Origin of the sequence: Nonomuraea indica (assembly GCF_002850745.1) — a bacterium.
GTDB lineage: Bacteria > Actinomycetota > Actinomycetes > Streptosporangiales > Streptosporangiaceae > Nonomuraea > Nonomuraea indica.
Window position 1 is genome coordinate 19703 of the sequence record NZ_KZ559482.1, and the last position, 13060, is coordinate 32762.

Below are 13060 nucleotides of genomic sequence, written 5' to 3' on the forward strand. Positions count from 1 at the left end.
CGCACGAGGCGGGCGGCGACGGGGTGACGGGATCGGGGCGGGGGTGGCATGTCGAGGTACGGGAACGGCGACGTCAACAGCGACGTCCCCGGCGCTCAGACGTTCCGCGGGAGCGGCGGCACGTCGGCCACCGACATCCAGCCGGTGTGGGAGACCGAGGCCCTGCCGCAGTGGGTCAACCGCATCCTGATCCCCCTGCTCGCCTCCGGCCAGGCCTGGCCGAAGGCGAGCGAGAGCGGGCTGTGGGCGGCCAGCAGGCCGCACAAGCGGACGGCGAAAGCCGTGCTCGACGCCCTGGACCCGACGGAGAAGGCCGTCACCAACTTCGTCCACGGCTGGGACGCGCCAGGCACCCCTGACCACATCAAGCGGGTCTCCGAGCTGTTCGGCATGGAGGCCGGGGCCGGCGCCGTGGCGACCTGGGCCGACGGCTACGCCCAGCAGTTCGACGCCTTCGCCCGCGAGACCCAGTACTCGAAGATCTCCATCAACGTGTCCTTCTGGGTGGCCATCACCGCGGCGTTCATCGCGATGGTCGCCGCGTTCTTCTCCGCCGGCACCACCGCCTGGCTGGTCGGCCCGTACGCGGCGGCCGCGCGCCGGGCCGTCAGCCGGATCCTCGAGATCCTCGCCATCAACGCCGGCCGCGGCTTCGTCGCCACGACGGCCGGACGGCTGACCACGTTGAGCGCGATCACCTCCGTCGCCTCCCGCCTGATGGCCTCGCCGTTCGGCCGTGAGGGGGTCGAGGAGATCGGTGAAGGGCTCTTCATCGATGTCTACACCCAGCACAAGCAGATGGAGATGGGCACCCGCACGGAGTGGGACTGGAAGCGGATGCTGCTCACGACGGTGGGTGCGGGCTTCGGCGCCGGTCTTGGCATGCGCATGGCCGACCGGATCTCCCGGCTGGTCAACCGGTTGCCGGGCATCGGCCGGCTCAATCGCATGGCGGGTGACGCGCCCGGCTGGGGGAACGCGTTCCTGCGTTTCCCGGGCCGGGCACTGAGCATCGGCGTGAACAATATGATCGTCTCCCCCGCCAGCAGCGTCGCGGCGGAACTGGCGGTGAACCAGCGGCTGGTGCTGCCGGGGCCGGAGGCGTTCGTCGGCGGGTTCATGGGCGGCGTCGGGCGTGCCGGGACGATCAGCCCGTTCAACCCGGACGTGGCCGCCGCGCTGCTCAACCCGAGCGCGGCGCTGGACCGGGCGACCGATCTCGCGGCGCGCAGCGACCTCGAGCGGGCGGTCAACCAGGCCATGTCCACCAGGTCCGAGCCGCCGTCGGGCCCCGGCCCGTCGAGCCCGCCCGGCTCCCCCACGCCCGGCTCGCCCACGCCGGACTCGCCCACCGGCCCCGTGCCGGCGGGCCAGACGGCCACGCCCCCGGCGGGCCCCCCCGCCACGCCGCAGCGGACGGGCTCGCAGGTCACGACGCCCGGCACGCCGCCCACCGGCTCCTCGGCCTCCCAGCAGAACCCGCTCGCCGCGTCGAACGGGCCCTCCTCGCCGCAGTTGCCGGCCGGCGCGCGACAGGGCGGCCAGCAGCCCGCTCCCCAAGGCCCGCAGCCGGACCAGGGCGGCAACGGGCCGGCCCCGGCGAACCAGCAGTCGCCCACCACACCCGGCCAGCCCACCGCACCCGGCCAGCCCACCGCACCGGGGCAGGCACCCACGCCCGGCCAGCCCGCCGCACCGGCGCCCGCGCAGGGCCAGACCGGCCAGGCGCCCACCGCCGGGCAGGCTCCGTCGCCGTCCGCTCCGGCCGCCCAGTCGCCCGACCCGGGGCAGGCGCCCGACACCGGCCAGGGGGCCCAGAACAGCCAGCCCGCGAGCCAGGCCGCGCCCGACAACTCCGCCGGCCAGCAGGCCGCCCAGCAGACGGCGCCATCCCCCGGCCAGACGCCCGACCAGGCGACCGGCCAGACGCCCAACCAGGCGACCGGCCAGACGCCCGGTCAGACGACGAGCCCGGCCACCGCTCCGGCGAACGCCAACGCGTCCGCCGACAACCCCGCCACCCTGATCGCGCAGCGGACGGTGGCCGATGTCCAGCGGACGGCGTTCGCGCACGGGCTCATGCTGGACGACGGCGGCATGCTGATCACCGATTCGAGCGGCCGCGTGGTCACGCTGACCCCGGAGGCCCTGCGACGGGTGCAGGACCTGGTCATGATCCGGACGGCGAACGGCGCGACCCCCGAGCGGCTGCGCGCCGCGGCGGCGGCCGCGCTGGGCACCGAGATCGCCGTCGCGGCCGGCCGACCCCCGGCCGAGGGCGCCATGGAGGGCCTCGACCAGCTCGCGCACGTCGATCCCAAGGCCGCCCCGCACGCGGCCGCCGAGGGTCTGGACGTGGACACCTCGGGCTCCGACAGAGCGGACCGCCTCGCGGCCGGCCTGGCGGCCCGGGCCCCCGCCCCCGACGCCGGGCTGCGGCCGGGCTTCTACAGCACGGCCGCCCAGGAGATCGCCGACCGGCTGGCGGCGTTCTCCTCCCCGGACGCGGGCGCGAACGCCTCAGGTACCAACGCCACAGGCCCGAACGCCACGGGCCCGAACGCCGCGACGACGAGCCGGCCGGGGACCGTCACCGCCGGGCAGATCTCGCAGTCCCTGTTCCAGCACCGCCGGCCCGCGCACCACGGGAACGCCACGGTGGCGGAGGTGCACGCCGCGGTCCTGGCCGAGCTGACCCTCGCGCACTTCGGCGGCCATGTGCTCGATCTGACCTGGCCACAGCCGTCCGATCTCCTGGTGGTCGAGACCAGGAACCGGGGCACGCTCCACTACCGGGTCATGGTCGGTCCCGTCGGGGACGACATGGCCCGTTCGGACGGCGCCACCGGCACCGCGACCGACCCGATCATCATGCGCGTCGCGCCGCGCAGCCCCAACGAGTCGCTGGCCCGCGCCGTCCTGCACGAGGTCTCCCACCGTCTCCAGGACGACACCGCGGCCGCCGGCGGCCGGCCCCAGGGCGTGGCGCGGCGGTGGCTGTCGCCTTCCCAGCGAGGCCGGAGCGTGGACAGCTGCGTGCTGCCGCGGCTCAACGAGTTCCGCCTGCTGTCGGACAAGTGGCGGGCCGCCGCCACGATGGACGAGCGGAACATCTGGGCGCACGAGATCAACCGGGTGCTGGACGACCTGCGCGAACGGGGCCAGACGCCGCCGCTGCCCCCGTGGTCGGGAGGGCAGCACCATACGTCCGCCGCGCCGACGGCGCCGGACACGCCGCTGTCCGACCTCACCTCCTACGTCCGCCACACGATCGACTCGCTGGGCAGGACCGTCGAGGGCCTGACCGAGCGCGAGGAGGCCAAGCGCACGTCGTCGACCGCGGCGATGGAAGAGGCGGTCGTCAAGCTCGCGGAGTACTACACCGCGCAGGAGCAGCGTGACCGCGGCGCGGCGGAACGGACCAGGAAGGCCTGGGCGGCGGCCGAGAAGGCCCAGGCCAAGGCCAACCGGCACGGGCGCATCGCGGACAACTACCAGCAGGCGCGCGAGTACGCCGAGCAGGCGCGCGAGGCCTACGAGAAGCTGCTGTCCTCGCTGGAGCAGGGCACGCCCCCCACCGCCGAACAGCTGGCCCAGCTGGCGGACCAGGCCCAGAACTGGTTGACGGACCTCCAGGCGGCGCTGCGGGAGGCGGCGCCCCCGCCGGAGGCGGCCCCGTCGTTCGTCCCGGCGGACCGGCTTCCGCACCTCAACCGGCTCACCCGGACCGTCAACGAGATGATGTGGCGGAACGGCATCGACCACACCTTCACCCCGGACACGCTGGAACGCGTCCTGTCCGAGGAGTTCAGCCGGATCATCTCCGGCGACGGCGCGCTGGTGCGGGTGGGCCGCGGCACGCCGGGCGAGCTGCTCATCCACATCTCGGCCACCGACCTGGTGGAGGTGCTGGGCGCGAGCAAGGTGGCCTCCGAGATCATGAACGGTGTGCTGCCGCAGGGTGGCCGGTCCGTCGGCGCCTCCGCCAACTACAGCCAGAACGCCGACGCCGCCTACAGGCTCCACACGCTCATCAAGGCGCTGCCCGACGGCGACGCCAAGGAGTTCCTCAAGCACTTCGAGCTGAGCGTGTCGCCCAGCGGGGGCCACGCGCAGTCGCTCACCGGCAGCGCCGGCAACGCCGCGCTGCCGGGCGGAGTCGCGGACGACCGGGTCGAGTCCGTCGCGTACGACGCGGCGGCCACGTGGACGGTGCGGGTGCGCACCGCCAAGCACCCGAACTGGTCGGACCCCGTCACGGTGTCCCACGGCGACCAGAACGACCCCACGAACCTGCGGGTCTACGTCTCCCACGCCTACATGGAGCCCCCGCCGCCGGGCGAGGCGCAGCTCGACGAGAAGGATCGCGGCAAGACGCCCTTCCCCGAGAACGTCGCGCTGGGCCTGACCGGGCTCGTCAAACTGGCCGACGACACGGCGCGCGCGCTGGGCGAGGAGCATTTCCCGCCGGGCAGCGTCGCCCGCCGGCAGCTCTACACCGCCATGATCGACGACCTGTACGGCCGCATCGACGAGGCGGTCAACGACCCGAGCGGCCTGCGGCGGATCATCCACGTCAACGGCAAGCCGTTCGTCCAGCTGCAGATCAAGGCCGTTCCCCGGCTGAAGAGCTTCAAGCGGGTCGGCACGGCCAGCGAGGTCTGGCAGGAGCGGCTGCGCGTCGAAGTGGTCAAGGCCACGGGCAACCAGTCGTCGAGCCGGTCCAGGGGCGTGTCCACCACGCTCGGCGTCACCGGCTTCACGGCCGACGCGGTCCCGGGCGACGGCGAGTACGCGATCGGGCCGAGCGCGAACGGGCGGGGATCGGTGGGCGCGTCCGTCTCCGACGGACTGAGCGTGGAAGGCGTCACCTACCACCCGAGCGTGCAGCGCTTCACCGGTCGCTCGCAGGGCGAGGAGGTCGAGTTCGACTACGTGGTGACCGGGCAGCTCATCGACTCCGACACGGAGATCGGCCCGATCACCGGCGAGGGCAAGGGCCTGTTCAGGTTCGCCGAGAAGGACGCCCACGAGTACGGCATGCCGGTGGACGCCGAGGCGTTCACCGTCGAGAACGGTGAACGGGTCTACCGCGACGACGGCACCCCGGATCCGCCGGAGGGCCGCAAGGCGGAGCTGCCGCCCATCTACGGCAACGAGCCCGGCAAGGTGCGCGGCGCCGGCCCGGGCCGGGTCGGAGGCATCAGCGAGGCCGAGAAGCTGAAGGAGGACGTCAAGGAAGGGCTCCGCAGGAAGGGCATCCTGGCGCCCATCGTCGACGGCAAGCGGCAATACAGCAAGGACCCGCTCGAACGGGTCAGCCAGATGCTCAACGAGGAGGAGATCGACCGCCAGATCGACAAGAAGCGGCTGCAGTCGGGCTACAACCAGGCCACCGCCGACGGCATCCCGATCAAACTGGTCGTCCGGAAATCCGGCCGCGCGCCGCAGGTCATCACCCTGAACGTCACGCTGGAGCAGCACTTCACCGCCGAGCACGGCAGGATCCCTCCCGAGCTGCTGCGGATCATCGAGTCCGAGGCGCTGGCGCACCTGCCCATCGGCAGCGACACCAACGTCTGGTCGCACAGCCGCACGGAGAACGCGGGCTGGGGCGCCGGTGCCAACGTCAAGCACGTCGTCCCGGAGAAGACCGAAGGCGTCAGCCCCAACGTCGGCGTGGGCGGCGGCCGGGACTACTCCCGCACGACCGGGCACACGCAGGGCCTCACGATCAACTACGTGGGGCTCTACGAGAACGGCGCGCCGCTGGCGGCGTTCGCGATCCGGCACACCGCCCGGGTCGAGATCCTGCACGCGGACGGTACGCGGGAGCTTCTGGCCGAGCGCGACGGCACCGCCGAGGTGCTGATCTCCAGCGACCTGCTTCCCCCGGACGGCACGTCGCCGTTCGGTGAGAGCTTCGAGACTCCGGCGGAGGTGCGGGAGTACCTGACCGCCCAGCAGGTCGACACGGGCGACCTGCTGGAGGCGCTGCAGGGGGTGCTCGACATGACGGACCCGGACTCGCCCGCCTACCACCACCTCGCCGAGCTCGCCAACAGCTACACCCTCACCGCCCACCCGGAGATGTTCACGACCGCGTACGGCAGCAACCTCCTGGTCCGGCCCCAGGGTCTGAGCCCGTCGACCGGCTCCGCCGACGTGCGTGCGACGATCGGCGACTCGACACTCGTCGGCGTCGTCACGGACGTGAACGGCAAGATCAACCTCACCCTGGCCAGCATGGGCGTCACCTCGGCCAGGTCGCACAGCGGGAAGGTCGAGGGCTCGGCCGGCGTGTCCCACCAGCACGCCGACGGCTCGGGTGAAGGCGGCAAGGTGGGCGGCGCCCACTCCGGTGGCGAGTCGCGGGCCCAGACCGACCTGGCGATCTGGGGGCGCGAACGGCTCGCCATCGAGACGGGCAACCAGTACGTCTTCACGGCCAAGGTGGCCTTCGACGTGACCGGCGGCCCGACCGGCGCGGAGCCGGTGGGGCGGACGGCCGACGGCACCCTTCTCTACACGGTGCCCGAGCGCCACGTCCTGCGCATGTACGCCGAGGGCACGTTGAACCTGCCGCTGGCCCAGATGGCCGACGTGGTGGAGCGGTTCCTCGACGGCACCCTCAAGATGGACCGCTCGGTCGCCGTGCCGCTCGTCAAGCGGTACCTGGAGGCGTTGCAGCAGTCCCCCGCTCCGGTCCCGCTGGCGGACCGGCACACGCCCGCGGCGTTGATCGCCGCGCTCAAGCCGCTCGTGGACGCCGGCTCGACACTGACGCGGGTGGACGAGTTCCTCATGCGGGCCACCGAGATCGTCGAGGCCGTGCGCGAGGCGCAGCTCCCGTCGTGGATCAAGGATCGGATCGGCCACACGCTCATCGAGACCGCGCGGCTGCAGCGCAACGGCGAGGACGTGCAGCTGCTGGACGCGGTCCGCGAGGCTGTCGCGTCCGTCTCCACTGAGGCGCTGTCCGACGCGGCGATCCCCGACAGCCTGCGCAAGATCTTCAGCAACGACCGCTGGGTGGGGCCGATCGACACGATCTTCAGCGAGGAGGGGCTCCAGCTCCGCTACTACACCCCGTTCGACGCGCTGGGCCGGCGCGAGGAGGTCGTGGTCAAGGTCCGGGGCGAGTTCACCGACGACCCCGCGATCTTCCTGGAACACGTCGACGACATCGGCGGCATCTGGCAGGACTACACCTACCTGGAGGAGATCCTGGCGGAGACCCGGTTCGCCGGAAACGCGGTGAACGCCGGCGGCGACCGCTCCGGCGACGGCCACGGCAGCAACGCCTCCGTCAGGACCGACCGCGGCCGGTCGGCCACCGGCTCGGCCGCCGAGCAGGAGACCCGCATCCAGCGCGTCGCCATGTTCAACGGCGGCATGGAGCGGGTCAGCCAGAAGTTCAGGATGACCGTCGAGGTGGAACGCACCCCGCAACAGGCGCGCCCGAACGGCCTGGGGATCAAGGCGGGCCGCACGGTCACCAGCACCCCGATCGAGCTGGACGGCACCATGGTGCGGCTCATCCCCAACGGATTCGTCAGGATCGGCGCGGAGCAGGCCGCCGAACCGGCCAGGCGCTACGACCCTCGGCAGGTCACGCTGCCGCAGAGCTTCGCCGCGAACTCCGTCCGCACCGACCTCCACAGGAACGTCGTCAAGGCGCTCAAGAACAAGAAGCTGCTCGGCGACGGCGTCGAGGTGCTGGAGACCGAGCTGCTGAACCTCCTGTCGGAGACCGCGACCACCACCCTGTTCGAACGCATGAACGGCGAGCAGGGGCACGAGATGACGCTGCCCGTGGAGGGGCTGCGCAACCGCGTGGTGAAGATGCGGGTCAAGGCGTCGGCGACCGACATGCAGGTGCTGGCCCGCGGCGTCAAGGACGTCGAGCTGGGCGATGTCTGGCGTATCCAGCGGACCACCGGCTCCTCCAGCTCCGGCGGGATGGCCTTCCCGATCGGCGGCGGCACCGGCATGGAGGACTCCGCGAGCGGCCTCAGCGGCGGCGTCTCGGGTGGCGAGCAGGCGTCGGTGAGCGTGTCGGACGGCGGCGGCATCCGCCGGGAGATGACCCGGATGGAGAAGGACGACGCCGTCATCGTCCGGTTCACCACGCACTACGACCTCACCATGACCCGGCAGGCGCTCACCCCCGAGGGCCCGAAGAGGCAGGGCAACGCCGTCCACATCCCCGGCGCCGCCACCGGCGAGGCGATCGTCATCATGTCGGAGACCGACTACCAGGCGATGACCGCCATCCTGGAGTCCGGCGGCACGCTGGGCCCCGAGTGGCAGATCTCCCGCGACGCCTCCGCTCCCGCCGCCGCTCCCGCGAACGTCACCGCCCAGCAGAGCGACCCGGCCCGCCCGTGGACGTCCCTGTTGCAGGCCCGGATCGACGCCATCGAGAGCGGGCGCGACGTCCTCGTGCGGATCACGGAGCCGGACCGCACCGAGCGGGTCTTCCTCGCCACTCCGCAGGGCCGCCTGATCGGCGACGAGCACGAGCACGACTCCGGGTTCGCCGAAGCGTTCGCCACCCTATCCCCCGAGCTGGTACGGCTCGCCGACGACGCCCACGTGAACCTGCGCCAGGTGTACGAGGGACCGCGCACCCAGGAGCGCTTCGCCCTCCGGGTCCTGTCCGAGCTGGTCGGCCTCGGCGTGGACGTGTCCTCGGTGCACAACCACGGCGCGATCTGGCCGACGCCGCAGCCGGACGGTGACACCGGAGCCGCCGGAAGCGTCTCGGCGATGGGCTCGGAGGCGACGTCGGCGAGCGCCCCGCCGGGGGGCGCCCCGGCGGTGAGCACCCCGTCGGTGAGCACGCCGTCGGTCAACGCACCCGAGGTTGCCGGTTCGGCGTTCGTCGCCGACGGCCGTGCGCCGCACCTGGGCGACGTGACGCTCGACGAGCTGAAGGAGGCGGTGGAGCGGGACCTGCGCGTCTCGGACTTCGGCGGCAAGGTGCTCGGCTGGACGTGGTCCGGCTCGACGCTGGTCGTGGAGACCGAGTCGTGGGGGACGTTGCGCTTCGAGGTCTCGATCGGCGAGGTCACTCCCGGTAACGTCGGCGAGACGGACCTGCGCACCCGGAACCTGTCAGTGCCGCCGCGCACGGCCAACGACCAGCTCGCCCGCGCGGTGCTGCACGAGATCTCGCACGCCGGCCGCCGGATCGCCGCCGACGCGGCCAGGTCCCGGCAGGGAGTGCTGCGCCGCTGGATGTCCGCGCTGCGACCGTCGGTGGGGCGCGACGACTGCGTGTCGGCCCGCTTCGACGAGTTCAGGTACCTGTCGCGCCGGTGGGTGGCAGCCAAGGCGGCGTACGAGCAGGACGCCACGCCGCAGACCTTCGACGACGTGCGCAAGTGGGAGCACGCCCTGCGGACCCTGGGCAGGGCCCTGCTCGACCAGGGCCAGTCGCACCCGTCCTACCCGTGGTCGGCCGGGCGGCAGACGCAACCGGGCTTCCACGCCGGCTCCATCGGCGCGCTGCCGACCACCGGGCTGGGCCTCGGCACGCTCGCCGACCTGGCGGGCGTCACCTCCGTCACCCCGGCCGGCACGGTCCGGGCGAGCGTGGCGCCCGTGACCTCAGGCACGTTCACCGTCTCCGGCCCCGCCGGGGACCTCACCCTCGACGTTGCCGAGGCGGACCTGCCGCCTGGGCAGGTGGCGGTTCGCGCGTCGGAGCCGGTCCGGCTGTCGGTGGCCGTCTCGCCCGCCGACGGGTCGGCCGTCCGCCTGCGCGTCGCCGAGCTGATCGCCGAGGCCGTCGCGGCGCAGGCGGGTCTCGCGCCGGGCGACGCGCTGGTCCCCGGCCCGCTGAACGCCGTCCCCCAGCTCCGGCGCGGCGACGCCGCCACACTCGTCCGCATCCGGGCCCTGATCGCGGCCCGCGCCGAGGCGTCCCTGCTGGAGCGGGGCTTCGTGGAGGACCAGCTCCGCACCGAGCTGAACAACGCGGGGCTCATGCCGGGCACCGAGGGGGCCACGGCCCGGCAGGTGAGCGCCGCCCGCGCCGGCCTGCTGCCCGCGGCGCACCTGGACGCCATCAACGAGTTCGCCGGCCGCGCCCCGCACCACGCCGTCGCCGCCGCCGTCGCCGCCGTGGCCCGTGCCGCCACCCTGCACAACGCCACCGCGACCGCGTACGGCTCGGCTCTCGTGGACGTCACCACGCGCCGGGGCACGCCGATCCTGGTGGAGGTGGTCCTCAGCGACACCCCGACCGCCGGCCCCGTCGAGCTGACCGAGCATGACGGGGTGCACGTGCTGACCGTGAACCGCACCTCTCCGGTGCCGCTCGTGGAGCGCGCCGTGGCCGTCACCGTGGCCGGTCTGGTCGCGACGGCGTCCGGTGTGCCGCGGACCGGCCCGGTCACCGCGGAGAGCGCGGCGTTCGTGGCGAAGGCCCAGCTCGTCGCCGAGCTGCACGAGTTGATCCATCAGGTGCGCTCGGCCACCCCCCAGCAGCGTGCCGGCCGGTTCGACCAGCTCGTCCAGGTGGCGGAGGCCCACGGGCTGGGCAGGCGCTCGCCCGGCCGCGACGCCAACCGGGGCGCGCTTCCCGGCCCGCTCGCCGTCCAGCTCGTCGAGCTGCTCGACCACAGTGTCAGGGGCGAGTCGCGACGCGAGTTCTGGGAGCGCATGCGCCGGCTCGCCAACGGCACCGGCTGGTGGCTTCCGGAGGAGGAGCTGCGCAGGCGCGCCGGACTGCCGGACGTCGAGACGCTGCTCGACGAGCGCATCGGCAGAACCGGCTCCCCCGCGCGGCCGCCGGAGACCACCGCGCCGCCGGCGCGACCCGCCGAGCCCGGCGGTCCGGCGGAGCCCCCGGCCCCCTCGTCGTCGCACGAGACCGAGCCGCACGTCCTGGCATGATGGCCATGAGACAAAGGAGGCATGATGCCGTTCGCGGTGGCCCGCACGCGGGACGAGGCACACCTGTACCTCGATCTGCACCCGTGCACCTGCGGTTCGGTCGAGACCACCTGGGAGACGACGCTGGCCCACTCCGGCGGAGAGCTGGTCTCGCGCTACTCGGGTGACTGCGCCGACTGCGGCAGCCGGCGCGAGTTCTTCTTCGGCCTGCCGGAGCGTGAGACGCTGACCGGGGAGTTCCCCACGTTCGGCGGGAGCGAGCCGTCCCAGCTCCTCGACGCGGGCGAGTGGCTCTGGGTGGCCGACCTGACGGCGGGCAACGTCCCCGCCGACGACCCGGCCGCCGCCAGGCAGGCGCTCACCATCGCCACGGCCGCCGTCGAGGAGGTCGTCAAGTTCGTGCCGCCGGGTCAGGACGAGGTGCCCGAGCACGCGTTCTGGTCCGCGCAGGGCCGCGGCGTGCGCGCCGCCGAGCCGGGCAGGTTCGCGCTGGACCGGCTGCTCGTCGTCCGCGACACCTACCGTGACCTGGCCGCACGGACCGCCGGCCCGGACGGCGCCCATGCGTGAAGCCCGCACCATCGCCGAGGCCTACCTGCACATCAGCCTGACGGTCGCGGAGGACCGGCCGGGCGGTGCTCCCGACCATCGCCCCTGGACGACGGTCACGGAGGGGCCCGCCGCCTGGACGCTGGTCTACGACCGTGGGCGGCACCACATCGAGCTGCGCGTCCCGTACACCACCGAGGCGGCGGCCCGGCACGAGGGCCTGTCCTTCGGGTCCGGCGTCTCGACCCTGATCGACGCGGGCGAGTGGGTGCTGACCGGCGCCGGCTACGCCCGTCAGGCCCTGGAGGACGACCTGCTCTCCGCTCCCGGCGCCGCCGACGGCTGGCGCCTGGCCCGTGACGCGGCCGCGGAGGCGCTCAAGTTCCTGCCGGAGGACGCCGACGAGCTGCCGCCCACCGCGTTCTGGACGCCCCTTGGCACCGCCGCCCGTGAGCGCGAGCCGGACCGCTTCACCCGCGAGCGTCTGGAGAGCGACCTCGCCTTCTACGAGCAGAGCCTGCGGGGCGCCGCTTCGTAGGGCCGGAGCCACCAGGCCGGCCTGCGGGCGGAGCCCCTCGGAGTGCTCGACCAGGGCGGGATCAGCCAAGGCCGAGCCGGGTGCGCACCACGAGGTCGTGCAGGCCGTCGTGGGCGGTCGCCGCGTCCGGCAGCGTGGACGCCTCGCTCTCCGCCGCCAGCCCGGCCGTCATCCGGGCCACGTCGTCGCCGGCCGTGGGCACGGGAGGAGCCGCGCCGTGCTCGGCCTCCCGCTTGGCGGCCACCAGGTCGGGCAGGTACGGCGGGCCGTAGGCGTACAGCCGGGTCAGGTCGGCCTCCAGCTCACCGGTGCGCATCAGGTGAAGCCCCGTCGCCAGCACGCGGAAGGTGTAGAGCAGCGGCTTCAGCTCGCCCGTCCGGTCGTACAGCCGCCACTGCGTCCGCGCGAACCCCAGGTAGTGCTGGGCGTGGTGGCGGGTCAGGCAGCCGGGCGCCAGCGCGACCAGCTCCTCGTGCACCGGGGAGGACGCCACGACCAGCGGCGACAGGAGCTGTTCCAGCACGTAGCCGTTGCGCCGCAGCAGCAGCCGGCAGAACTTGGCCAGGTCGTGCGTGACGAGGTCCACCTCGACGCCGTCGCGTGTCCACGTCCGGTCGAGGGTCTCGGGGCCGGTGCGCAGCCCCACCACCAGCTCGGCCGGCAGCACGTGCACGCCTCGCAGGTCCACGTCGGAGTCGGCGGACGGGAAGCCGTAGAGGTGCGCGCCGCTGACCGTCGCGAACGCCACCGGATGCGGCTGCTCGGCAGGGATGCCGGACAGCCAGGCGGGCAGGGTCTCCGTCATCGTTCCTCCCAGGGGGCGGGCCGTCCGGGCGGCGGCTGGTGGCGGCGCGTGCCCCCGGAAACGACGAGATCCCGCCCTGTGTCAGGACGGGATCTCGTGAGGGTGGAGCTATGGGGATTCGAACCCCAGACCTCCTCCATGCCATGGAGGCGCGCTACCAACTGCGCCATAGCCCCTTGCTGCGTGCACCAGTGTATCGGAATGTTCGGCCGCTCACGCACACGCGCGCGCCCGGCCGGCCCGGCGGTGGCGGGCCGGCCGGG

Annotated in this window: 4 protein-coding genes and 1 tRNA gene; 3 read left to right on the top strand and 2 right to left on the bottom strand. The window is 73.4% G+C overall.

Annotation, left to right across the window (positions count from 1 at the left end; all coding sequences use genetic code 11):
* Positions 1–48: 48 nt before the first annotated feature.
* Genes CXR44_RS31795 through CXR44_RS31805 form a run of 3 tightly spaced genes read left to right on the top strand, consistent with a single transcriptional unit; the run spans position 49 to position 11992 of the window.
* Entirely contained in the window at positions 49–10905 is a 10857-nt protein-coding gene (locus CXR44_RS31795; RefSeq protein ID WP_101789851.1) for a WXG100-like domain-containing protein, read from the top strand.
* A gap of 21 nt (positions 10906–10926) precedes the next feature.
* A complete protein-coding gene (locus CXR44_RS31800) occupies positions 10927–11475 on the top strand; it encodes a hypothetical protein (RefSeq protein WP_245899642.1) in 549 nt (182 codons plus the stop codon).
* Positions 11468–11992 (top strand): hypothetical protein, encoded by a 525-nt coding sequence (locus CXR44_RS31805; protein WP_144070166.1) that lies wholly within the window; start codon positions 11468–11470, stop codon positions 11990–11992. The genes CXR44_RS31800 and CXR44_RS31805 overlap by 8 nt, the downstream gene beginning before the upstream one ends.
* A 61-nt stretch (positions 11993–12053) precedes the next feature.
* Here CXR44_RS31805 and CXR44_RS31810 read toward each other — a convergent pair whose 3' ends face one another.
* Both CXR44_RS31810 and CXR44_RS31815 read right to left on the bottom strand, forming a co-directional pair.
* Positions 12054–12797: a nucleotidyltransferase domain-containing protein gene (locus tag CXR44_RS31810; protein ID WP_101789853.1), complete on the bottom strand. Its 744-nt coding sequence runs from the start codon at positions 12795–12797 to the stop codon at positions 12054–12056.
* Between the two features lie 103 nt (positions 12798–12900).
* Positions 12901–12973, bottom strand: a tRNA-Ala gene (locus tag CXR44_RS31815).
* Positions 12974–13060 lie beyond the last annotated feature (87 nt).

What these genes read in the sequence shown, in the direction of transcription:
- CXR44_RS31805 (WP_144070166.1), top strand. Translation starts at nt 11,468, where the DNA reads ATGCGTGAAGCCCGCACCATCGCCGAGGCCTACCTGCACATCAGCCTG.
- CXR44_RS31800 (WP_245899642.1), top strand. Translation starts at nt 10,927, where the DNA reads ATGATGCCGTTCGCGGTGGCCCGCACGCGGGACGAGGCACACCTGTAC.
- CXR44_RS31810 (WP_101789853.1), bottom strand. Translation starts at nt 12,797, where the DNA reads ATGACGGAGACCCTGCCCGCCTGGCTGTCCGGCATCCCTGCCGAGCAG.
- CXR44_RS31795 (WP_101789851.1), top strand. Translation starts at nt 49, where the DNA reads ATGTCGAGGTACGGGAACGGCGACGTCAACAGCGACGTCCCCGGCGCT.